This window comes from Pseudomonas sp. NFR02 (genome assembly GCF_900119375.1).
Classification (GTDB): domain Bacteria; phylum Pseudomonadota; class Gammaproteobacteria; order Pseudomonadales; family Pseudomonadaceae; genus Aquipseudomonas; species Aquipseudomonas paracarnis.
On record NZ_FPJJ01000003.1, the window covers coordinates 30,267 to 53,650 of the forward strand.

The following is a 23,384-nucleotide window of genomic DNA, read 5'->3' on the forward strand; positions in this document are numbered from 1 at the left end:
AACCATACATGATCGTGCTTGTGCGGCAATCGGTGTTCAGCCTACTGGCCCTGGTGTTTTCCAGCCTGTTCATCGCCGCTCATGCGGACACCTCGCCGATTGGGGTTGCCCTTGATCAGCGGGTTATTGACCTGACCAATACCCTCGACTCGGGCACCGTGCTGCGCCTCAAGCAACAACTCGCCGACCTTGAACAACGCAAAGGCGCGCAAGTGGCCGTATTGCTGGTGCCGACCACCGGCAGCAGCGGCATCGAAGACTATGCCAACCAACTGTTCCGCGCCTGGAAGCTGGGGCGCAAGGACGTCAACGACGGCATCCTGCTGGTGGTGGCCAAAGCCGACCGCACAGTGCGCATCGAGGTGGGTTATGGCCTGGAAGGCATCGTCACTGACCTGCTGGCCCATCGCATCATTGAAGAACGTCTCACTCCAGCGTTTCGTCAGGGCGATTTTGCCGGTGGCATCCAGCAAGGCGTGAGCGCGCTGGTGGTCCTGGTGGACGGCGGCGACCTGCCTGAAGTGGCCGGGCCGGGGATCAACCCGCAATTTTTCGCGATATTGGCGGCGTTTGTCCTGGGGGCGCTCGCCGGTACACTGATCGCCGCTGGCAAGTTGCACTGGCGCAGAGCTTTGATCATCGCAGTTGCGGCCACGCTGTTGCTGACGGTATTGGCCGGTGGTCGGGACTGGCCGATGTTCCTCGTTGCAATGCCGCTGACCTTGTTGATTGGCGGCGCGCTATTCGGCGCGTTGTGGCAGGTGCGCACGCTGTTTTACGGCGTGATCGGGCTGCTGGGTTATATCCTCGGGTTGGTGGTGGCAAACCATTACGTAGACGTCAGTTTCACCCACTGGTTGCTGTGGCCCCTGGGCGTCTTGGTGGTGCTGGGGTTGTACCTGGTGCTGGTGCTGCTCATGAGGCAGACCTGGCGCACCAGCCGCGCAGGTTTTAGCGTACGACTGCTGGCGGCGGTGGCCGTGTATGGGGTGGCGGGGCAGGTGATGGACGGCGATCGCGACGCCTGGTTGCTGGCATTTCCTATCGCATCGTTTGTTGCGCTGATTATCTTTGCAAGGTCGGCGAAGGTTCTGGCTCCGGCGGCGGGTCCAGCTCAGGTTCCAGCGGCTCCAGCACCAGCAGCAGTTCGTCGGGCGGTGGCGGTTCCAGCGGTGGCGGGGGGGCTTCCGGCAGTTGGTAGATGACTCGGCGGCTGTCCCATAGTGGAACAACCGCTGAACTGTACCTTTGAGGGTGAAGCCCCTGGGTACTGGTTGTTCGGCAAAGCCCTGAGTGCTAAAGCGGCTTAGACAGTGGAGTTGTCACGCCTTGGTCCAACCGCCGTTGCCGTCAGGTTTTATTTCGAAGTCGATCGGTTCACGCTGGGCATTGGACGCGGAGTCGTTTAAGGCCTTGTCATCCCAAGTTGGGAAGGCGGGCAGGGTGCCGGTGCCGTGATATCCAGCCCTGGTATTGACCTGGGCGTCATCGACGGTCTTTTTGTCTGAAGGCAAGAAGTTGCGATCCAGCCGAGTGCGGTTGGCGTGGTCGCGCGTCGCATTGCCAATGTTTTTCCAGCCGCCCTTGCCATTGGACACTTCGGCATCTTCTCCAGCCTGTTTGTCCAGAGAGTTTTTCCTCGGTACATCGTTATCGATAGGGTGTTTGGCAGCGGGCTGGTACGCGGGTACGAATGGGGCGGAGCCATTGATTGAAGACATGATTGCACCTCTCTGATTGCTTGGAAATTAACCCTGTCAGAGGGTGGCCCTGACAGGGCGTTTCGCAGGCTACAGCGCCTGGGGCAGGCGCTCAACGAGGTCTGTTTTGGCTGGATGTAACAACGTGAAACCGCATCAGGTGTTGGTTTTCGAGTGAGTCAAAAGGCTATAGGCGCAGTCCGGCCCACGCTCCGAAAAGTCAGGCTGGCTGTCAGATAGCGCAGCGCAGTGCCAGCTTTTCACTCACCGAAACACATTCGGTCGTTGCAGGTCTTTTGGTTGCCTCACGCTTGGAAACACTTTTGCAATCACTCGTGCAACGGCTTGCATTAAAGCGTCTTCACCATCTCATGCCACGCCATACCCCCATGATCCGACGGCGAAGGGCGCACGTAGGTGTAGCCCATTGCTCGGTACAACGGCACATGCTGCGCCTTGCACATCAGGTGGAGGGTGCGCTTGCCCATTGCCTGCATGCGTTGCACGAACTCAGTCATCAGCCGTTTCGCATAGCCCTTGCCTTGATGGGCCGGGTCAACCACCACCGACATGATCACCACATTCGGTGCCTCGGCCACATGGCCCACCAACTCCTTGAAGGCCTCGTCCGACATTACCACTTCATGGGCGCACCCTGAGTTGATGAAGCCCACCACTGCGCCATCTTCCTCCAGGATCAAAAAGCCCTCGGGATACTGCGCGATACGCGTGGTGATCTTTTCAAGCGTGGCGGCTTCGTCGCCCTCGTAGGCGCTGGTTTCGATTTCAAAGCAGCGTGCTGCGTCGGTGGGCAGGGCGTTGCGCAGGGTGAGGGTGGGCATGGGCCGTTCCAGAGATTTTCAGTGAAAGGCCACATCATAGAGAAACGTTGCACCTTTGGCACCGCAAGGCCGGCCCTGACGGGTGAAGCGTGAGGTTCAACTTTGGTGCTGCGCAATCAAACTGTGGGGCTTGCCTGCGATGACGGCCTGAAGGCCGACACCTATCTATCTGACCCTACGCGATCCAAATGTGGGAGCTGGCTTGCCTGCGAAGGCGGCCTGGCAGGCGACACAGTTGATTGCGTACATATCCATTCCTGCGGTAACGGCCACTTAGGGTTCCGCTTTTACAGCGGGTCACTTTTGGAAGGACCCAAAAGTAACCAAAAGGTCCTCGCCCCACCACTCGGCACCTCGCTTGGGCTCGGTGTGCCCGTAATCCGCCAGTGATTTGGGGGGCCGCCGCCACGCGCCATCCATGGCGCGGGGCGGCTAAACCGGCATCCCTGCCGGTTTACCCCCCCAAATCCCTGTCGAATTCCGGCCAGCGTGGTTTAACGGGGCGCCTGAGATCAAAAGCAAGATCAAAAGCAGATCAAGAGCGGCTCGCTTCGCATCGTGGTTACCGCCTGGGTAGGAGCGGGTAGGATTGAGTTTCGCAAAAACCAGAAAACCCGCCGAGGCGGGTTTTCTCACAACTTACTGCACAGCAGGCGAATCAAGGCCATGTTTTTCAATCACCGTAAACACATCCGCCACATCCTGGACCATGATCCGGGCGGTATTGGCAACTGTGCGCGGGTTCGCAGACCAGGAAGAATCACCCCCGGCAGACCCGAAGGTCTCCGACGCACAGCCGCCATACCGACAGGATGTATCAAACCCCACTCACCAACTTCCCACTGTCCATCCGGCGCTTATACGCACTGTCCCGACTCGCCAACCAGAAGTACAACGGCGACGTCACCACCAACCCCACCACCCACGACAAGTCCGCGCCGTTGATGTGCTGCGAAATCGGCCCCACGTACAGCGGCGTGTTCATGAACGGAATCTGCACCACGATCCCCACCGCATAGGCCAGCAGCGCCTGGGGGTTGTACTTGCCGTAGATGCCGCCATCCACGCGGAAGATCGAGGCGATGTCGTATTGGCCTTTGTGAATGGCATAGAAGTCGATCAGGTTGATCGCCGTCCAGGGCACCAGCACCACCAGCAGCACCAGCACCATGTCGACGAAGTGGCCGATGAAGTCTTGGGAGGCAAACACCGCCGCAATCGAACAGGCGGCCAGCACGATGATGGAGATCACCGCACGGCTTTTCGCGGTCGGGATCCAGCGGTAGGCGAAGGTCTGTACCAGAGTGATGATCGACAGCACCGCGCCGTACAGGTTGAGGGCGTTATGGCTGATCACGCTGAGCAGGAACAGCACCAGCATCAACGGCCCAATCGCTCCGGTGGCGAGTTTGACGGCGTCCATGGTGTCCATGCCTACCGGCGTGGCGAGCACTGCCACGGCGCCGAAGATGAACGCCAGGCTCGACCCCAGCGCCGAGCCCAGGTAGGTGGTCCAGAAGGTGGCGGCTACCGGCACGTCGGCGGGCAGGTAGCGGGAGTAGTCCGACACGTAGGGCGCAAAGGCGATCTGCCACAGCGCGGCCAGGGAAACGGTGGCCAGCCAACCCGAGATGTTGAAGCTGCCACGGGTGAGGAAATCCGTGGTCTGTACATGGGTGAAGATGTAGCCAAAGCCCAGCACGATGCCGGCGCCCAGTACCCAGGTGCCGATGCGGTTGAGTACGTGGATGAAGCGATAGCCGATGACGCCGATGATCCCGGAACCGATGGCGCCGATAACGATGCCCACCGGTACAGGCACGGCGTCCACCACACCATGCAGGGATTTACCGGCCAGCACGATGTTGGAGGCGAAGAAGCCGATGTACATCACCCCGGCAATCACCACCACCAGCAATGCGCCGAGGGAGCCGAACTGTGCACGACTCTGGATCATCTGCGGGATACCCATTTGCGGGCCCTGGGCCGAGTGCAATGCCATCAACACACCGCCGACCAAATGGCCGACAAGGATGGCGACAATGCCCCACACCAGGTTGAGGTGGAACAGTTGCACACCCAGTGCGCCAGTGACGATCGGCAACGGCGCGATGTTGCCGCCGAACCACAGGGTGAACAGGTCTCTTACCTTTCCATGGCGATCTTCCGGGGGCACGTATCCAATCGTGTGTTTTTCGATGAGCGGGGCGGAGGATGTTGCAGTGGTAACCATGACGAGCTCCAAGGCAAGGTGAGTACGTGGGCGTACTTCGCTGTGCGGCGCATGGGCACCGCTTTGTTGTTGGAGTGATCATCTGCAATGGGCGCAGGCAGGTAAATTAGTAAGTTTGTTGCTATAGACCTTAAAAAAAGTATCTCGTGAGGTTTTTTGCTCCGGTATGTTGCATGCACGTCAATGGCTTGAAAAACCGGTGTTTCTGCGCACTTGTTTGGGGCAAAAAACCACGTTTAGGGAGGTGCCGATGGCAGCCTATAACCTGCGTCAGCTCAGATATTTTGTGACCACGGCCGAATGCGGCAGCGTTGCCGAGGCGTCGCGCAAGCTGTATATCGCCCAGCCGTCGGTTTCCACGGCGATCAAGCAACTGGAAGACAGCTTTGGCGTGCAACTGTTTATCCGCCATCACGCTCAGGGCGTTTCCCTCACGCCCAGCGGAGCGCGCTTTTATCGCAAGGCGTTGGAGCTGTTGCGGGTAGCCCATGAGTTCGAGCAGAACGCCCTGGCCGATAACGATGTGGTGGCCGGGCAGATTGACATCGGTTGTTTTGAAACCGTGGCACCGTTGTACTTGCCACGCTTGATCGCCGGTTTCAAGGCGCGCTGGCCGGGCGTGGAGATCCGCATCCGCGATGGCGAGCAGCAGGAGCTGGTGCAGGCGCTGACGGCGGGCAGTATCGACGTGGCGATGCTGTTTGAGCACGACCTGGGCAGCACCATCGAGACCACGCCGCTGATGCCGCCGCAACAGCCCTATGCGTTGCTGCCGGCCGACCACCGCTTTGCCCAACAGGCCAAGGTGTCCCTGGCCGACCTGGTGCTGGAGCCGATGATTTTGCTGGACGTGTTGCCCAGCCGTACCTACTTCGTGAGCATCTTCGAAGAACGCGGGCTGACCCCGAATATCGTATTCAGCTCGCCCTCCATCGAAATGGTGCGGGGCATGGTGGGGCGGGGGTTCGGGTTCTCGATCCTGGTGACCAAACCGTTCAGCGAGTACACCTATGATGGGCAGAAAGTGGTGTGCATTCCCTTGGTGGAAACGGTCACGGGGTCGGGGTTGTCCGCCGTCTGGCTACGCCGCGCACCCTTGACCAAACCGGTGCAGTTGTTTGTCGACTACTGCCGCGAAGAGTTGGCGCGACTACTGGGCTGAACACCAAACCCCAATGCCGATCAGTTAAGCGAACACAGTGCTCAACGCAACGAAGATCAAAGGTGGGAGCTGGCTTGCCTGCGAAAGCGGTCGTGCAGTAACCGATGCAGTGATTGACACACCGCCTTCGCGGGCAAGCCCGCTCCCACAGGGATTTGCGCTTAACTGATCGGCATTGGGGCTGGCCCCTCCCACATAGGTGGTGCGATGTCTTCAGGTGCTGATAAAGCCTAGCAACCGCTGCAACATCGCATCGCAGCCATCGAGCTGCTCCAGGCTCACAAACTCATCGGGCTTATGCCCTTGGTCCATGCTGCCTGGCCCGCATACCACGGTGGGAATACCCACCGCATCGAACAGCCCGCCCTCGGTACCAAACGCTACGGTGCCGAATGCCTGCGAGTCGCAAAACGTCGCAATCAATTGCGCCGCCTGGCTGCGCTCATCCGTGACCAGCCCTGGGTAGGCCGACAACTCGGTGAACCGAATCGAACTCTGCTTGCTGACCGCCTGCATGCGCGGCAACACCTGCTGCCGCGCGTAGGCCTGCAGCTCTTCAGCTACTTCGCCCGGGTCCATGGAGGGCAGGGCGCGCACCTCAAAGTCAAAGCGGCAGTCGGCCGGCACGATATTCAAGGCCTTGCCGCCGTTGATCATGCCGGTCTGTACCGTGCTGAACGGCGGGTCAAAACGTGGGTCCTGACGCGCGCGTAGCCGTTGGCCAATGCGCCCCAGTTCACCGATCAACTCGGCGGCGTGTTCAATCGCATTCACACCCGAGGGCGCATAGGCCGAGTGGCACGCCTGACCCTGAACATCGCAGCGCATCGCCAACTTCCCCTTGTGGCCCAGCACCGGCTTGAGCTCGGTCGGCTCGCCGATGATGCACAACATCGGCTTGACCGGACGCTGTTCAAGAACGGCGAGCAGCGAGCGCACGCCCAGGCAGCCGACTTCCTCATCGTAGGACAGGGCGATGTGCACCGGCAGGCGCAATGGCGCCTTGACCAGCGCTGGCACCAACGCCAGCACGCAGGCGATATACCCCTTCATGTCGGCGGTGCCGCGCCCGAACAGCTTGCCGTCGCGCTCGGTCAGCGTGAACGGCGGCAGGCTCCAGGGTTGCCCATCCACCGGCACCACGTCGGTATGCCCCGACAGCACGATACCTGGTAGTTCCACCGGGCCGATGCTGGCAAACAGGTTGGCCTTGCTGCGTTGCGCGTTGTAGACCAGCTCGCTGGTGACGCCAAGCCCGGCCAGGTAATCGCGCACATACTCGATCAATTGCAGGTTGGACTCGCGGCTGGTGGTGTCGAAGCCCACCAGGGTTTCCAGCAGGTCGCGGCTGCGGCTCATCGGTCGTCTCCGGCCACACCGTAGCCGGGGGAGCGGTCGGGGGCGAGGGCGCGATCGATATAGTCCTGCACCTGTGGGCGGTAGGCATCCCAGAGTTTTTGCAATTCGCCAATCGGCGCCTCGTCGGCCCAATCCACGCGCAAGTTGATAATCGGCCAAGTCAACTCGCCCACCACCACCAGCGCGGCGGAGTGCACCGGGCCGGCTTCGCCACCGGCGGCGATGGCGGCATGCATCGCGGCCAGTAGACGGTCTGCGAGCTGGCCTTCGCCCTGTTCGAAGGCCGTGACCATCGCGGTGATCACTTCAGGGGCGGCGAGCATATTGCCCGCCGCCACGCATTGCTCGCCCGATACCGCGTGATGGGTACCCAGGGTCTGACTGCCGCTGAAATGCACGCTGCGGCCCAGGTGGTCAATCGCCGTCAGTTGCCGGTACTGGCTGTAGCCGTTGCGGGTGAGCGCTTTATCGACGGCGTCGGCGGGAGCCAGGCCCTGTTCCAGCCCGTCGAGGACGTCCAGGCCGAGGGCCGGCAAGGTGATGTTCTGGGTCGACACGGCGCCCACACCGGGCCGCAGCCACGGGCAGCGGGCGCCCACGGCGATGCTCGATGAGCTGATGGCAATGCCCAGTTGGCCGGTCTCTGCACAACGGCCGACGATAGAAAAGGTCATGGCTAGCCTCCTTACTCTGGGATAACCGCGATCACATCAATTTCCATCAGCCACTGCGGCTGGCCCAGGGCCGAAACCACCAGCCCGGTGGAAATCGGGAACACGCCCTTGAGCCACTTACCGACTTCCTGGTACACCGGCTCGCGATAGCGTGGGTCGATCAAATAGGTGGTGGTTTTGACGATATGGCTGAGGTCGCTGCCGGCTTCTTCCAGCAGTTGCTTGACGTTCTTCATCGCCTGCTCGGCCTGGGCCCGTGGGTCGCCGAGGCCGACCAGGTTGCCGTCGAAATCAGTGCCCACCTGGCCGCGTACGTACACGGTGTTGCCGGCGCGCACGGCCTGGCATAGGTCGTTGTCCAGGCTCTGGTTGGGATAGGTTTCTTTGGTGTTGAACATGCGAATGCGAGTGTGAGTAGGCATCAAAAAACTCCTGGGAAAAATGATCAGGCGCTGACAGGGGACTGGCGGGCAACCGGGGCGGCTTCGCGGTACTCAAGGTACTGACGCTGGATGGCGATATGGTCGGCCACGTATTTGGCGTCGTGCCACACGCCCCAGATAAACGACGAGCCACGCCGCGATTGCCATGGCAACCCAAGGAAGTAGATGCCCGCTTCGCTGGAGACACCGCGCTGGTGTTGCGGCTTGCCAGCGGCGTCGAAGGCGTCTACCTGCAACCAGCTGTAGTCCACGGCAAATCCGGTGGCCCAGATGATCGAAGTGATGCCAGCCTCCGCCAGGTCCAGTGTCAGGATCGGCTGCTTGATGCATTCAGCGTCGGGGAACACGCGACGTGCCTCGGGCTCCAGGGGCAGGTCGAGGCCGTTGCGCTCGATATAGGCGTCGGCCGCATCCAGCAAGGCCAGGTAGTTTTCATCACCGCGCGCCAGGTTCTCCACCAGGTTGGGTTGGAACGTTGCCACCGTGCCGTCGAAGGCGTGAGTCAGGCCGACCAGGGTCATGCCTTGCTGGGCCAGCTCGCGAAAGTCGATGGTCTTGCCGCCGTGGGCGCCACTCACGGCAATGGTGACGTGCTCGCGGCCGGGTTTCATCGCCGCCTGGTCCCACTCGCCCAATACGCCCAACCACCAGCAGAAGTCGCGGTTGCGATAGGCGCGAGGAGGGCGGTCATGGGCGCCGACCGACAGGTACACCTGGCGACCGGAACGCTGCAATTCATCGGCAATTTGCACCCCGGACGAGCCGGCGCCCACCACCAGCACAGCGCCGGCTGGCAGTTGCCCAGGGTTGCGATAGTCGGCGGAGTGGATCTGGTGCAGCGCGGTGTCTTTAGGCGCGATAGCGGGAATCACAGGCTTTTGAAAGGGCCCGGTGGCGGCTACCACGCGGTTGGCTTCGATCACGCCTTCGCTGGTGTGCACGGTAAAGCCGGGGCGCCCCTCGTTGCGTACCACTGAGGTGACGTCCACGCCGGTGCGGATCGGCGCGTTGAATTTACGGGCATAGGCTTCGAAGTAATCGGCGACGCGCTCTTTGGGTGCGAACCCATCGGCGGGGACGTCATCGAAATGCAGGCCGGGGAAGCGGTCATGCCAGGCCGGGCCGTTGGCGACCAATGAGTCCCAGCGGCCGGTGCGCCAGCGCTCGGCAATACGGCTGCGTTCCAGCACCAGGTGCGGCACGCCTTGCTTGCTCAAATGCTCGCTCATGGCCACGCCAGCTTGACCTGCGCCAACCACCAGCGTGTCTATTTTTGTTATCGCTACAGTCATGTCTCTATCCTTGCGTAATGCAGTTGGATTCAGCTCGGGCATGACGTCAAGTTAGGCGGCGGGGGGGTATTAATAAAATATTATTAAGTTGGGAAGTGAGCATAAATATCGGATGCAGAGCCGGCGAATGCCTGCCAGACAGCACATACATGCAATTCCCCACACCTGCCAACCGGCCACACTCTCCCCATCGCTCAATGCTCCGGGGAAACACCCAGCCATGGAATCAACCGCCAACACCCGCCCCGACGAAGTCGTCACCCTGGTCGTCAAGCACCGGGTCAAACCCGGCTTTGAAGTCGAGTACGAAGCCTGGCTGCGCCGCATCGTGCGCATCGCGGGCGAACGCCCTGGGCACCTTGGCGTTGACGTGGTGCGCAGCCAGCAAAACGGCATGGCGCTGTTCACTTGCGTGCTGCGCTATAGCTCCACCAACGCCCTTGAGCTGTGGCTCGGCTCCCCGCAACGCCAGGCCCTGATCGACGAAGCCGCGCCCATGCTCGCGGATGGCGACCAGACGGAAATCGGCGCGGCCAATGAATTCTGGTTCACGCCCCAGGCCGAGGGCGGTGCCAAGCCGCCGCGCTGGAAGCAGGCGGTGGTCAGCCTGTTTGTGATCCTGCCGCAAACCCTGCTGCTGCCGTTTATCTGGGGGCCAATCCTGCGGTTGCACCCGTTTTTGTCCAACTACGTGGTCTCCACCTTCCTGGTCACCCTGACCATCGTGTTGCTGGTGGTGTACCTGCTGATGCCGGCGGCCACCCGCCTGTTCGCTCCCTGGCTTGAAGCCTCTGTAAAGGAAACCCTATGAACGCCGATCTGATTCTGTTCAATGGCCAGTTCCACACCGTGGACCGGGAAAACCCACGCGCCACCGCCGTGGCCATCCACCAAGGGCGCTTTGTCGCCGTCGGTACCGACGGCGAAGCCATGGCCCTGCGCGGCAGCGGCACCCAGGTCATCGACCTCAAGGGCCGCACCGTAATTCCCGGCCTCAACGACTCGCACTTGCACCTGATTCGTGGCGGGTTGAACTACAACCTTGAACTGCGCTGGGAAGGCGTGCCGTCCCTGGCCGATGCCTTGCGCATGCTCAAAGACCAGGCCGACCGCACGCCCACGCCGCAATGGGTACGCGTGGTGGGCGGTTGGAACGAATTCCAGTTCGCCGAAAAGCGCATGCCCACCCTGGAAGAACTCAACCAGGCCGCCCCGGACACCCCGGTGTTCGTGCTGCACCTGTACGACCGCGCCTTGCTCAACCGCGCAGCCCTGCGGGTGGCGGGCTACACCAAGGACACGCCGAACCCGCCGGGCGGTGAGATCGTACGCGACAGCAACGGCAACCCCACCGGCATGCTGGTGGCGCGGCCCAACGCGATGATCTTGTACTCGACCTTGGCCAAAGGCCCGAAACTGCCTTTGGAATATCAGGTCAACTCCACCCGCCAGTTCATGCGTGAACTCAATCGCCTGGGCCTGACCAGCGCCATCGATGCCGGCGGCGGCTTCCAGAACTACCCCGATGACTATGCGGTGATCGAGCAACTGGCCAAGGATCAACAGTTGACGGTGCGCATCGCCTACAACCTGTTCACCCAGAAGCCCAAGGAAGAACTCAGCGACTTCAAGAACTGGACCGGCAGCGTCACCCTGCACCAGGGCGATGACTACCTGCGCCACAACGGTGCCGGCGAGATGCTGGTGTTCTCGGCGGCGGATTTCGAAGACTTCCTCGAACCCCGCCCGGACCTGCCGCTGACCATGGAACAGGAGCTGGAACCGGTGGTACGCCACCTGGTGGAACAGCGCTGGCCGTTCCGTCTGCACGCCACTTACGACGAGTCCATCTCGCGCATGCTCGACGTGTTCGAGAAGGTCAACCGCGATATTCCGTTCAATGGCTTGCCGTGGTTCTTCGACCACGCCGAAACCATTACCCCGAAAAACATCGAACGCGTGCGTGCCCTCGGTGGCGGTATTGCGATTCAGGATCGCATGGCGTTCCAGGGCGAATACTTCGTCGAGCGCTACGGCGCCAAGGCCGCCGAAGCCACGCCGCCGATCAAGCGCATGCTGGCCGAAGGCGTGCCGGTAGGGGCGGGCACCGATGCCACCCGCGTGTCGAGCTACAACCCCTGGACCTCGCTGTACTGGATGGTCAGCGGCCGTACCGTCGGTGGCCTGGAGCTGCACGCCGAGGGCTTGCCGCGCCTTACCGCATTGGAGCTGTTCACCCACGGCAGCGCCTGGTTCTCCTCCGAGCAGGGCAAGAAAGGCCAGATCAAGGTCGGTCAATTGGCGGATGTCGCCGCGTTGTCGGCGGACTTTTTCAGTGTCGAGGAAGAAGCTATCAAGTGGATCGAGTCGGTGCTGACAGTGGTCGGCGGCAAGGTCGTTTACGGCGCTGGCGACTTCGAAGATTTCGCCCCGCCACGGGTACCGGTGCTGCCGGACTGGTCGCCGGTGGTCAAGGTGCCGGGGCACTGGCGCCCCACGTCGCCGATGCAGGCCCAGGTTCACCAGTGCAGCGGCCCCTGTGGCGTGCATGCCCATAGCCATGAAAAAGCGCGCCTTTCCAGCGTGCCGGTCAGCGACTTCCAGGGTTTCTGGGGTGCGTTCGGCTGCTCCTGCTTTGCCTTTTGAAGAACACCCCATCCCTAAAGGAGTTACCCATGACTTACAAGCGCTTGAACAAAGACGATGCTGTTGTTTTGTTGGTTGATCACCAGACCGGCCTGATCTCCCTGGTGCAGGATTTCTCCCCCAACGAGTTCAAGAACAACGTGCTGGCCCTGGCCGACGTGGCGAAGTTCTTCAACCTGCCGACCATCCTGACCACCAGCTTTGAAAGCGGCCCCAACGGCCCATTGGTGCCTGAGCTCAAAGAACTGTTCCCCGACGCGCCGTACATTCCGCGCCCTGGCCAGATCAACGCGTGGGACAACGAAGATTTCGTCAAGGCCGTCAAGGCCACCGGCCGCAAGCAAATCATCATTGCCGGTGTGGTGACCGACGTGTGCGTGGCGTTCCCGACCCTGTGTGCCCTTGACGAAGGCTTTGAGGTCTTCGTGGTCACCGACGCTTCCGGCACCTTCAACGAAACCGTGCAACAAGCCGCCTGGGCGCGTATGACCGCCGCCGGTGCACAACTGGTCAACTGGTTCTCGGTGGCTTGCGAGCTGCAAGTGGACTGGCGCAACGACATGGAAGGCCTGGCCAACCTGCTCTCGCCGCGCATTCCCAACTACCGCAACCTGATGAACAGCTACTCGGCGTTCGCTGCCAAGTAACCTGGTCGGTAAAACACCGCAAAACCCTGTGGGAGCTGGCTTGCCTGCGATAGCGGTGCATCAGTCAACAGCATTGCTGGCTGATACACCGCTATCGCAGGCAAGCCAGCTCCCACATTTGATTGTGTTCACATTTTGGTTTGTGGTGTGACCACTGACAGGCTATAAAACAGCCCATCGTCCCCTGAGAAGCGACAATGAACCCCTTCGAAGACATGCGCCTGTTCTGCCAGGTCATGGAATCCGGCAGTTTCACCGCCGCCGCCGAGCAATTGGGCTTGTCCAAGCAATTCGTCAGCCGCCGCCTGATCCAACTGGAAGACCGCCTGGGCGTGCGCTTGCTTAACCGCTCCACACGGCGCCTGGACGTCACGCCGCTGGGCCAGAGTTACTACGAGTCGGCCTTGCGCCTGCTCGGTGAGGTGGAACAAGTGGAGCAGGGCATCGCTGGCCAGAACAGCGAGCCCCGAGGCACCATTCGCCTCAGTGCACCCTTGTCGTTCGCCATGGCGCACCTGGGTTGCCTGTTGCCGTTGTTTCTGCGTCAGCATCCGCAGGTCTGCGTTGAAGTTGACCTGAGCGACCGTCCGGTGGACTTGATCGGCGAAGGCTACGACCTGGTGCTACGCATCGGCACCCTGGAAGATTCCACGCTGATCGCCCGACGGATCGCCGCTATCGAGCGGGTGTATTGCGCCAGCCCCGACTACCTGGCGTTGCGGGGTACGCCTTTGAAACCCGAGGACTTAACCACGCACGACTGCCTGCCCTACGGCCACGGCCGCCAGGTGCAATGGCGCTTCAAAGGCAAGGTGCAAGCCTTGAGCGTCAGTGGGCGCATGCGCGTCAATAACGGTGACCTGCTGCGCGATACCGCGATAGCCGGTCTGGGCGTTACCTATCTACCGACGTTCATTGTCAGCGACGCCTTGAAGGACGGTCGCTTGGTCAAGGTATTGGAAGACTTCGCCCCAGAGGCCTTGACCCTGTCGGCGGTGTACCCGCAGCACCGACAGAGTTCACGGCCGGTGCAAGCGCTGGTGGAGTTCCTGCGCGAACGCCTCGCTAGCGGCTGCTGAACAGTTGGCGGATCAGGTTGGGCGTGCTGCCCGTCCACCGCTTGAACGAACGCCGAAAATTCGCCGCATCGTTGAAGTTCAGGTACGCCGCGACTTCCTCGTTACTCAAGCCCTTGGCCAGGTACAGGTGCAACGCCACATGCTTGCGCACCCGGTCGACCTGTTGCTGAAAACCGGTGTCGTGCCGTTGCAACTTGCGCTTTAGCGTGGCCGGGCTCATGGCGAAAATGTGCGCGGCCTGTTCCAGGCTGGGTGGTTGGCGCACATGTTCGCGCAGGTAGGCATAGAGGCAGTCCAGAAAACTTGTGGCAAAGCCCAGTTGCTCGATTTGTTCAAGGGCTTGCTGGCGCGCGACCTGGCCCGCCGTGGCCGAAGCGCCCGGCCAGTTGTGGGTGAGGTATTCACGGGGGATGCACATCATATCTAGCGGGCGTTCGAAGCGCGTGTGCTCGCCCAGATGCACCCAGTATTGCTCGACATACCGAGGTTCGGCATGGTTGAAACTGCACACCCATGGCAAGCGCTGGCCGCTGAGCCATTGGCTCATGGCAACCAGCGAGGTCATGCTGGCTTCGAGCAGAAAGCGCCAGTGTTCGCCGGCGCCGCAACTGTCCAACCAATACAGGTAAGCGTGGTGCTCATCCAGTTCCAGTTGCAGCGTGGCCAGCGGGCTGAGCAGCACTTGTTGCTGGATCAGGATGTCCAGGGCCTGATGAAGGTTCTGTGCATGCCCCAGCGCATGGCTGGCGGCGCCGTAGTAGCCGGGCAGCAGGCGTTGGCCAAACAGGAAACTGCTGTCATCGGCGTCCAGTAGTTTGCGGCTGTTGCCGATCAAGCCCAGAAACTGTTGCGGGCTCAACCGCGCGTTGCCGGCCAGGATGTCTTCGTGGAACAGGCCGGTGCCCCGCAGCAGGCGATGGCTGTCGATGTCCCGGGACAAGCCCAGGTCGATCAACGTGGCGGGTTGATAGTGACCGGGGATGAAGCGGCTGTCGTTTTCATACCAGCTGGTTTTCACGGCCATTTCAGGCGCTTTTCGCAAGGGGTTGCTTGGCCCGGGCCAGGCCCATATTCAGCCGCGTGAGCAGCTCGTGGGGGGACTCTTGCAAGGCCATTGCCACCGCCGTGGTCGCCGCCAGTTGCAGGCGTTCGCCCTGTTGCCGGGTCTTGTGGGCCAGGCTCTGCACCGCGTGTTGCAACTCCAGCGCCAGGCCCTGGGCCTGACGCTCGCCGGTATTGGGCAGCAGCACCACGAAACGATCGCCCGCCAGGCGGCACAACAGGTCTTGGCGGCGCAGGTTGAGCAGCAGCACGTGGCTGACCGCCTGTAGCACCGCATCACCCTCGGCATGCCCGTAGACCTGGTTGATGGTGGCGAAGTTATCCAGGTCCAGGGCGAGCAACGACAGTGGTTGTTGCTGCGCTTGGCTGTCGCGCAGGCTGTCGATGAGTTGGCGCTTGAGGTAGTCGGCGCCGGCCAGGGGCGTGAGTTTGTCGAATAGCCGGTGCTCGCGAAACAACCGCTCGCGTTTTTCCATTTGCGCGCTGATCGCCAGTTGTTCGTGGTGCCAGTGATAAATGCCAATCGTCAGCAGGATCATGCCCACCGGCATTGGCCCTGACTCCAGCCAGTGGTCCCAGGACACGCTATCAGGCAGGCGGATGAATTCGTCGAGGCTGTCGATCCACCAGGAAAAAAAGATGCACGACAGCCCCAGGGCCAGGTATTGGGTGACCCGTCCGGCGGGGCGGCTTTTCAACACCAGGCCCAGCCAGATCAGCGCGAGCAGCGCCGAACCGCCTTCGCCGATGATATCCAGCCATACCCATTCGCTGACGCTCTTGAGCTCGCCGCAGGCCAGGTGCAGCAGCAGCCCGAGGTTGGCGGCGATCAGGAGCAACGCGAGTTTCCAGCGGTGGGGTTTGAGCACGGAAAACATGGCCACGGGTCCTTGGGCAAATGAGTAATGGGCGCCAGCACAGCAGATGGATGTGACGGTTGGATGACGGGCGGGAGGGTCGAATCAGCTCATGCCCTTGGCCTATTTTTAGCTGGACATAGAGCCCATGTGGGAGCTGGCTTGCCTGCGAAGACGGCCTGGCAGCCGGCCTCTATCTATCTGACGGTCAGCGTTCCAAATGTGGGAGCTGGCTTGCCTGCGATGGCGACCTGACAGGCGACACTGTTTATACCGAGTACATATCCATTCCTGCGGTAACGGCCACTTAGGGTTCCGCTTTTACAGCGGCTCACTTTTGAAAAGCCGGAATGCCGGCCCAGACAAAAGTAAGCAAAACGCTCTTGCCCCACCACTCGGCACCTCGCTTAGGCTCGGTGTGCCCGTAATCCGCCAGTGATTTGGGGGGCCGCCGCCACGCGCCATCCATGGCGCGGGGCGGCTAAACCGGCATCCCTGCCGGTTTACCCCCCAAATCCCTGTCGAATTCCGGCCAGCGTGGTTTGACGGGGCGCCTAAGATCAAGAGCAGATCAAGAGCGGCTCGCTTCGCATCGTGGTTACCTGGGCGGCACATTCGACTTCTCTGTCGATTGAACTGCCGTCTTCGCAGGCAAGCCAGCTCCCACATTTGGACTGTGGGGTGTCAGAGAGATAAGCATCGGCTGTCCGGCCGCTATCGCAGGCAAGCCCGCTTGCTCCCGCATCTGGCCGAGGTCATTTCAGCTCATTTGTACCCTCCAGAAGCCTGTAAACCCCGCTTTGACAGGCTCTGCCCGCAACCTTGTCACAGAACCGTCACGCCTGCCCCCTAGCGTGCCCTCCCAGTTGCCGGGCCCTTTGCCTGGCGCCAACGGATTCTTGGGGAGGGTTTCATGTACAAGCGCACCGGGCTCGTCAGCTTTACGCTTACCGCCTTGGCTCTGGCGATAGCCTGCGAGCGGCTCAACGCCGCCGAAGCGGCCACCGAGCATGTCGATGTGGTCGGCCAAGCCGCTGCGATCGACAGCGCCCTCAAGGAGCAACGCTCTTCCGACAGTATCAAAAGCGTGGTGCATGCCGACGGCGTCGCCCAGTTGCCGGATGAGAATGTTGCCGAGGCGGTGCAGCGCTTGCCGGGCATCAGCGTTGAACGTGACCAGGGCGAAGGCCGCTTTGTCAGCGTGCGCGGCCTGGGCCCGGACCTCAACAGCGTGACCATCAACGGCACCCTGGTGCCATCCCCCGAGAGCGAACGCCGCGCCGTGGCCCTCGATGTTCTGCCCTCGGAATTGGTGCAGTCGCTGTCGGTGATCAAGACGCTCACACCGGACATGGACGCCAACTCCCTCGGCGGCACTGTCGATGTGAAGAGCCTCTCGGCGTTCGACCACAAGGGCCTGTTCTACACCGGCAGCACCGAGGCCAGTTATGACAAGAACACGCACCAGACCAGCCCGAAATTCTCTGGCGCCGCCAGTAACCGGTTCAGCCTCGGCGACGGTATCGACAACTTTGGCGTGGCCGCGGCGCTCAGTTGGCAGAAGCGTGATTTCGGCTCGGACAACGTCGAAACTGGCGGCGCCTGGGACTTCACCAACGGCGCCCGGCTCAACGAATTCGAGCAGCGCGACTACGACATCAGCCGTGAACGCGCCGGTGGTGGCCTTAACTTTGATTACAAGCCCGATGACCTGAGCAGCTACTATCTGCGCACCCTCTACAGCCGCTACAAGGACACCGAAACCCGCAACGCCGCCAGCCTCGAGTTCGCTGACCCGCAAGCGCCCGGTGAATTGGGCGAAGCCGAGGGCAAACGCAAGCTCAAGAACCGCGAGGAAACCCAGCAAATCCAGTCCTACGTATTGGGCGGTGAACGCCTGCTCGGCCTGTGGACCTTGAGCGGCCAGGCCGGTTACAGCCGTTCCAGCGAAGACAGCCCGGGGCATATTGCCGGTGCGACCTTCGATGGCGGTGATTTTGCCCACAGCGGCTTTTACGACAAGGCCAAGCCGCGGCCCATCGTTGGTAGCGGTTTCTACGACCCCGCCAATTTCAGCCTCGACAAAGTCGACTGGGAAAAACAGCACACCCAGGACACCGAGAAGAACCTGCGCTTGGACCTGGCCCGCGACTATGACCTGCGCGGTTACGCATCCCAGTTCAAGTTCGGCGGCAAGGTCAGCCGGCGCCACAAGGACAATGACCTGGAGGCCTGGGTCTACAAGGACCTGGATGAAGAGGGCTTGAGCGATGAACAACTCAACCTCACTCAGTTCCAGAAGGGCAGCGTCGACTACCGTCTCGGCCGCTTTGGCCCAGGCATCAGCGCGAGCAATATCCGCCAGTTGATCGGCGGCCTCAATCGCGATGACTTCTATGACCCCACCGAATCCACGGTCAACGACTTCACCATCCGCGAAGACATCAACGCCGGCTACCTGATGAACACCGTCGATATTGACGACTGGCGCTTCATTGCCGGCATGCGTTACGAGGGGACTGAATTCGAAGCCAAGGGCACCGGCGCCACGGACGGCCAGTTCAGCGCCACCGAGACCAAGCGCCGTTATCACCATTGGCTGCCGGGCTTGCATGCGCGCTACCAGATTGACAAGAACACCCAAGTGCGCGCCGCCTGGACCAAATCGGTGGTGCGTCCGACCTTTGGCCAACTGGCCCCAGGTTTTGTGATCGACGATGACGAAGCCACCTTCGGCAACCCGGACCTCAAGCCTCTGGAGTCGAGCAACCTGGACCTGGGCATCGAACATTTCATGGGCCGTGCCGGTACCGTGTCGGCATTCGTGTTCTACAAAGACATCCAGAACTTCGTCTACAACACCGATGTCGCCGGTACCGGGGCCTGGGCCAACTTCGCCGAGGCGCACACCTTTGCCAACGGCGACAGCGCCAAACTCTATGGCCTGGAGTTGGCCTACTCACAGAAGTTCGACTGGCTGCCTGCGCCGTGGAACGGCTTGATGATCGGCGCCAACAGCACCTTCAGCCGTTCCAGCGCGGACATCGAGGGCTTCGACAGTGCCAGCGGGCGCAATCGCAAGCGCAACATCAGCCTGCCCAACCAATCGGACACGGTCGGCAACCTGATGCTCGGTTGGGAAGACGACACACTCAGCCTGCGTCTCTCGGCCAATTACAAATCGGCCTACCTGTACGAGTTGGCGTCGATCAACGACAAGGCCCATGACCTGCACGTCGACGCGCAAACCTTCGTTGATTTCAGCGCGCGCTACTCGCTGACCAAGAACCTGCAGGTCAGCTTCGAGGCACAGAACCTCACCGATGAGTCGTACTTCGTCTACACCGGCCACCGCAGCTACAACGGCCAGTACGAAGAGTACGGCCCCACCTACAAGCTGGGCCTGACATTCACCCATTTCTAACGATAACGCGTGCATCCTGAAGGATTTGTCTGTTCATGAGAATTTCCAAGCTGTGCCTGCTGGTCGTACTGGTTAGCAGCGCCAATGCGTTCGCCACTGACCTACCCTTGACCCCGTGGGCACCGAGCCTTAACGCCCAAGCCGTTGCCTTCCTGCCCGGCGGCACCCAGCGCGTAGCGGCCAGTGCCCGCGACGGCCTGCTGCTGCTCGACGATAAAGGCGTCGAACTGGCCCGCTTCAAAGGCCGTTTCAGCAGCCTCGACACACGTACTGACGGCACTCAATCGCTGATCGCCAGCCTCGACAACGACCGCCAGCAGGCCTTGCTGATCGGCCTCGATGGCGCCGGCAAAACCTGGGGTACGCCGCTGTACCTGCCGCCCCGCGACTTTGCGGTAAACAGCTTGTGCCTCTATCGCGATGCGGCGGCCAACCTGTTTGTGTTTCTGGTCGGTGAAGAGGGCAAGGGCGAACAGTGGCTGGTGGGCAATGGTGCGACCCTGTTGGCCCAGGCGCAGCGTGTTCGCAGCCTGCCACTGCCGCCATCGGCGCAATACTGCCAAGTGGACGATGCGACCGAGCGATTGGTGGTGAATGAGCAAAACGTCGGCTGGTGGGCCTACCCGGCGCACCCGGAAGCCGAGGTGAAGCGCACGCCCGTGGCGCTGTTCGACGATCCCCAGCGCGAAGCCGGCGTCATGGCGCTGGTGCCGGGCGGGATGCTCGCGCTGGACCCGAAAACCGCGCAGTTGCACCTGTTCCAGCAAGTCGGGGAGCGTTGGGTCGGGCAATCCAGCCTGGCCTTGCCGGGCCTCAAAGAACCGGAGCAACTGGCGATACAGGGCCGGCAGGTGCTGGTGCGGGACGACAACAGCGGCCAGCTCTATCAGGGCCGTCTCGACTGGCAAGCCACGCCGGTGCCGGTTGCGCCGATACTTGCCCAAGTCGCTGCACTGCGCCAGACCGAACCCGTGGGTCGCCAGGGCGACGCGGCGGATGACCCGGCCATCTGGATTCACCCGGAAACACCGGCCAAAAGCCGTGTGCTGGGGACCAACAAGAAACAGGGCCTGCTGGCCTACGATCTCGACGGCAAGCTGCTGCAGGAACTGGCAGTGGGGCGCCTGAACAATGTCGACCTACGCCCAGGCTTCAAACTGGGTACGCACACCGTCGATCTGGCCGTGGCGAGTAACCGCGACCGCAACAGCTTGAGCCTGTTCAGCATCGACCGTCAGAGCGGCGAGCTGCGTGAAGCCGGTGAGGTCTCCACGCCACTCAAGGACATCTACGGCATCTGCCTGTACCAGCCCGCCAGCGGTGAACTCTACGCATTTGCCAATGACAAGGATGGCACCTTCCTGCAATACCGCCTGAGTGCACCGGCAGGCCGTGTGCAGGGCGAGTTGGTGCGTCAGTTCAAGGTCGACAGCCAACCCGAGGGCTGTGTGGCCGATGACCAGCGCCAACGCTTGTTTATCGGTGAGGAAGATGTCGGCGTGTGGGCGATGGATGCCCGTGCCGACCAACCGGCCATGCTCACTTCGGTGATCAATGTCGGCCCGCAACTGCATGCGGATGTCGAAGGCCTGGCGCTGTATCAAAGCCCCGCACGGGATTACCTGGTGATCTCCAGCCAAGGCAATGACAGCTACCTGGTGCTGGACGCCGAGCCGCCATTCGCTGTGCGCGGCGCCTTGCGCGTTGGCCTCAATGCGGCCGCCGGCATTGATGGCGCCTCGGAAACCGATGGCCTGGAGGTCACTGCCGTCAACCTCGGCGGGCCATGGAGCCAAGGCATGCTGGTGGTGCAGGACGGGCGCAAGCGCATGCCCGAGCAAGCCCAGAACTTCAAGTTCGTGCCCTGGGCCCAGGTGAGCCGTGCGTTGAAATTACCCTGAGCTGTCATCACGCAGTCATCAGTTTTTAATCGAATAGGAGCTTCACCATGCACGCGACGATGGAACATATGACGATCTGGAGCTTGATCAGCGACGCCAGCCTGTTGGTCAAGGCTGTGATGGTCACTTTGCTGCTGGCGTCCTTGCTCAGTTGGTACCTGATCATTCAGCGCAGCAGTGTGCTGCGTGGTCTGGAACGTCAGCTTGACGGCTTCTTGGCGCGCTTTCGCGGGGCGTCGGACCTGCAACCCTTGTATCGCGAAACCGTGCAGGCGGGCGAGGGCGGTGTGGCGCCGATCTTTATTGCCGGCATGCAGGAATACCAGCACTTGCACCACCACGATCCGGCAGTGCTCGAGGGTGTGGAGCGCGCCTTGCAGGTAGCGATCACCGAGCAGGAGCTGGAGCTGGAAAAGGGCTTGCAGTTTCTGGCCACGGTGGGGTCGGTCAGCCCCTACATCGGCCTGTTCGGGACCGTGTGGGGCATCATGAATTCGTTCCTCGGCTTGTCCCAGGTGCAACAGGCCACCCTATCGACCGTGGCACCGGGTATTGCAGAAGCCTTGATTGCCACGGCCATTGGCCTGTTTGCGGCGATTCCGGCAGTGGTCGCCTATAACCGCTTTGCGGCACGCAGCCAGACCTTGCTCACGCGCTACTACGCTTTTGGCAATGAGCTGCAAGTGCACCTGCACCGCACACTGCGCGGTACCTCGAACAACCTGGCCGTGGCCGCCTGAACAAGGAGCAAAGCGATGTTGATCAGGCCGCAACGCAAGCACGGGCCCAAGGCCGAGATGAATGTGGTGCCCTACATCGACGTGATGCTGGTGCTGCTGGTGATTTTCATGGTCACCGCGCCCATGCTCACCCAGGGCGTGAAGATCGAACTGCCCAAGGTCGCCGCCGAGGCGTTGGCCACCGATACGCGCCAGCAGATCCTGACGTTATCGGTGAAGGCGGACGGTGGCTACTACTGGAACCTGGGGGGCGAGCTGGAGACCCGCCAGCAGACCGACAGCGCGGTGACCCTGGAAGAAATGAGCGCCAAGGTCATGCAGGTGGTGGCGTCGCGCAGCGATACCCAGGTGTATATCCGCGCTGATGACAATGCCGGTTATGGCCGTGTGGTGGCGGCCATGGCGGTGCTGCAGAAGGGCGGCATCAGCAATCTTGGGCTGGTGACAGAGGCCCCACAATGACGGTGATGATCATGCACAGTCCGGCACTGGCCTTGGCGCCTGACAGCGATGGTTTCTGGCGTAAAAGCCTGGCAGCGAGCCTGGCCGTGGCGCTGCATGGTGCGGTGGCAGTGGCGTTGATGCTGGGCTGGTCAACGGAGCGACCGGGGGTGCCAGCGCCACGGGTGATGCACACGCAGTGGGTGGTTTTACCCGCGCCGGCGCCTGCGCCGACACCTGAACCCGTCGCTGCCGCACTGCCAGAACCTGTTGCCATCCCGGTACCAACCAAACCGACGGTCGATCCGCAGGTCCAGGCGCAAAAGCTCGAGAAAGCCGCGCTGGCGCGCAAGCGGGTGGAAGAAAAGAAACTCGAGCAACAACAGCAGCGCATGGCGACCGAGCAGCGCAATCAGGCGTTGGAACAGCAGCGTCTGAGTCAGGCGCGTGCTGCTTCGGAAAAAGCCCGAGCCGCCGTGCCTGTGCCTACCCCTGCATTCGACAGCCGCCAGTACCAGCCCTTGAGCAAGGCCGCCCCCGACTACCCCGAACGCGCCTTGGACAAGAACATCGAAGGCGACTGTTCGGTGGAGTACACCGTCAACACCCAGGGCCACGTGGAAAACCCCAAGGTGCTGGACGGCTGTCACCCGTTGTTCATTCGGCCCTCATTGGCGGCGGCCAATACTTTTCGCTACCAGCCGAGAATCGTCGATGGCAAGGCTGTTGCCGTACCGGCAGTGCGCAACACCTTCCACTACCGCATCAAATGAGCTTCTCCAGCCACCTCCCCAAAACCTGTGGGAGCTGGCCTGCCTGCGATAGCGGTGGCTCAGTTGAATATTCAGTGACTGACACACCGCCTTCGCGGGCAAGCCCGCT

19 protein-coding genes and 2 pseudogenes are annotated in these 23,384 nt (G+C 61.6%); 11 read left to right on the top strand and 10 right to left on the bottom strand.

The window, feature by feature from the left end; translation table 11 throughout:
• Positions 1-8: 8 nt before the first annotated feature.
• Positions 9-1,201 (top strand): annotated as a pseudogene (locus BT199_RS10615) (YgcG family protein).
• A gap of 121 nt (positions 1,202-1,322) precedes the next feature.
• On the opposite strand, the gene BT199_RS10620 reads toward BT199_RS10615, so the two are convergent.
• From BT199_RS10620 to BT199_RS10640, 4 genes and pseudogenes are all read right to left on the bottom strand, one after another.
• Complete coding sequence (locus BT199_RS10620) at positions 1,323-1,721, bottom strand: hypothetical protein (protein ID WP_072434446.1); 399 nt, start codon at positions 1,719-1,721, stop codon at positions 1,323-1,325.
• Positions 1,722-2,050: 329 nt separating this feature from the next.
• Positions 2,051-2,542: a GNAT family N-acetyltransferase gene (locus tag BT199_RS10625; protein ID WP_014718149.1), complete on the bottom strand. Its 492-nt coding sequence runs from the start codon at positions 2,540-2,542 to the stop codon at positions 2,051-2,053.
• A gap of 639 nt (positions 2,543-3,181) precedes the next feature.
• A pseudogene (locus BT199_RS27435) lies at positions 3,182-3,277 on the bottom strand (fructose-bisphosphate aldolase); the annotation flags it as partial.
• An 82-nt stretch (positions 3,278-3,359) separates the two neighbouring features.
• Positions 3,360-4,775 (bottom strand): purine-cytosine permease family protein, encoded by a 1,416-nt coding sequence (locus BT199_RS10640; RefSeq protein WP_072434448.1) that lies wholly within the window; start codon positions 4,773-4,775, stop codon positions 3,360-3,362.
• Between the two features lie 250 nt (positions 4,776-5,025).
• On the opposite strand from BT199_RS10640, the gene BT199_RS10645 reads away from it, so the two are divergent.
• A complete protein-coding gene (locus BT199_RS10645) occupies positions 5,026-5,937 on the top strand; it encodes a LysR substrate-binding domain-containing protein (RefSeq protein WP_014718151.1) in 912 nt (303 codons plus the stop codon).
• A 213-nt stretch (positions 5,938-6,150) separates the two neighbouring features.
• On the opposite strand, the gene argE is transcribed toward BT199_RS10645, so the two are convergent.
• From argE to BT199_RS10665, 4 genes are read right to left on the bottom strand one after another with little or no spacing between them, the layout of a single operon-like run.
• A complete protein-coding gene (gene argE, locus BT199_RS10650; RefSeq protein ID WP_014718152.1) occupies positions 6,151-7,296 on the bottom strand; it encodes an acetylornithine deacetylase in 1,146 nt (381 codons plus the stop codon).
• Positions 7,293-7,970 carry a DUF1028 domain-containing protein gene (locus BT199_RS10655; RefSeq protein ID WP_072434449.1) on the bottom strand — a complete coding sequence of 226 codons (678 nt, stop codon included), beginning with the start codon at positions 7,968-7,970 and terminating at the stop codon, positions 7,293-7,295. The genes argE and BT199_RS10655 overlap by 4 nt, the downstream gene beginning before the upstream one ends.
• Positions 7,971-7,981: 11 nt before the next feature.
• Positions 7,982-8,392 carry a RidA family protein gene (locus BT199_RS10660; protein WP_014718154.1) on the bottom strand — a complete coding sequence of 137 codons (411 nt, stop codon included), beginning with the start codon at positions 8,390-8,392 and terminating at the stop codon, positions 7,982-7,984.
• A 23-nt stretch (positions 8,393-8,415) separates the two neighbouring features.
• The gene (locus BT199_RS10665) at positions 8,416-9,747 is read right to left on the bottom strand and encodes a flavin-containing monooxygenase (RefSeq protein ID WP_161981182.1); all 1,332 of its coding nucleotides are present in this window, start codon (positions 9,745-9,747) and stop codon (positions 8,416-8,418) included.
• Between the two features lie 178 nt (positions 9,748-9,925).
• Between BT199_RS10665 and BT199_RS10670 the strand changes: the two genes are divergently transcribed.
• The 4 genes from BT199_RS10670 to BT199_RS10685 all read left to right on the top strand — a co-directional run bounded on the left by BT199_RS10670 (position 9,926) and on the right by BT199_RS10685 (position 14,077).
• The gene (locus BT199_RS10670; RefSeq protein ID WP_014718156.1) at positions 9,926-10,516 is read left to right on the top strand and encodes an antibiotic biosynthesis monooxygenase; all 591 of its coding nucleotides are present in this window, start codon (positions 9,926-9,928) and stop codon (positions 10,514-10,516) included.
• Complete coding sequence (locus tag BT199_RS10675) at positions 10,513-12,351, top strand: amidohydrolase (RefSeq protein WP_034134486.1); 1,839 nt, start codon at positions 10,513-10,515, stop codon at positions 12,349-12,351. Before BT199_RS10670 ends, BT199_RS10675 begins: the two co-directional genes overlap by 4 nt.
• Before the next feature lie 29 nt (positions 12,352-12,380).
• Positions 12,381-12,998, top strand: a complete 618-nt coding sequence (gene ycaC, locus BT199_RS10680) for an isochorismate family cysteine hydrolase YcaC (protein ID WP_003191905.1) — start codon at positions 12,381-12,383, stop codon at positions 12,996-12,998.
• 197 nt (positions 12,999-13,195) lie between these two features.
• On the top strand, positions 13,196-14,077 hold the full coding sequence (locus tag BT199_RS10685; protein WP_072434450.1) for a LysR family transcriptional regulator: 882 nt from the start codon (positions 13,196-13,198) through the stop codon (positions 14,075-14,077).
• Here the strand turns inward: BT199_RS10685 and BT199_RS10690 are convergent.
• Positions 14,064-15,101 (bottom strand): AraC family transcriptional regulator, encoded by a 1,038-nt coding sequence (locus tag BT199_RS10690; protein WP_072434451.1) that lies wholly within the window; start codon positions 15,099-15,101, stop codon positions 14,064-14,066. The genes BT199_RS10685 and BT199_RS10690 overlap by 14 nt on opposite strands.
• Before the next feature lies 1 nt (position 15,102).
• Positions 15,103-16,017 carry a GGDEF domain-containing protein gene (locus tag BT199_RS10695; protein WP_014718160.1) on the bottom strand — a complete coding sequence of 305 codons (915 nt, stop codon included), beginning with the start codon at positions 16,015-16,017 and terminating at the stop codon, positions 15,103-15,105.
• An 892-nt stretch (positions 16,018-16,909) separates the two neighbouring features.
• Between BT199_RS10695 and BT199_RS10700 the strand changes: the two genes are divergently transcribed.
• Genes BT199_RS10700 through BT199_RS10720 form a run of 5 tightly spaced genes read left to right on the top strand, consistent with a single transcriptional unit; the run spans position 16,910 to position 23,275 of the window.
• Complete coding sequence (locus BT199_RS10700) at positions 16,910-19,420, top strand: TonB-dependent receptor (protein ID WP_072434452.1); 2,511 nt, start codon at positions 16,910-16,912, stop codon at positions 19,418-19,420.
• Between the two features lie 35 nt (positions 19,421-19,455).
• Positions 19,456-21,321 (top strand): phytase, encoded by a 1,866-nt coding sequence (locus BT199_RS10705; protein ID WP_072434453.1) that lies wholly within the window; start codon positions 19,456-19,458, stop codon positions 21,319-21,321.
• 47 nt (positions 21,322-21,368) lie between these two features.
• Complete coding sequence (gene tolQ / locus BT199_RS10710; RefSeq protein WP_072434454.1) at positions 21,369-22,061, top strand: protein TolQ; 693 nt, start codon at positions 21,369-21,371, stop codon at positions 22,059-22,061.
• Positions 22,062-22,076: 15 nt separating this feature from the next.
• Positions 22,077-22,523 (top strand): protein TolR, encoded by a 447-nt coding sequence (gene tolR / locus BT199_RS10715; RefSeq protein ID WP_072434455.1) that lies wholly within the window; start codon positions 22,077-22,079, stop codon positions 22,521-22,523.
• Positions 22,520-23,275, top strand: coding sequence for an energy transducer TonB (locus tag BT199_RS10720; RefSeq protein WP_014718166.1), 756 nt, complete (start codon positions 22,520-22,522; stop codon positions 23,273-23,275). The genes tolR and BT199_RS10720 overlap by 4 nt, the downstream gene beginning before the upstream one ends.
• Positions 23,276-23,384: the final 109 nt, after the last annotated feature.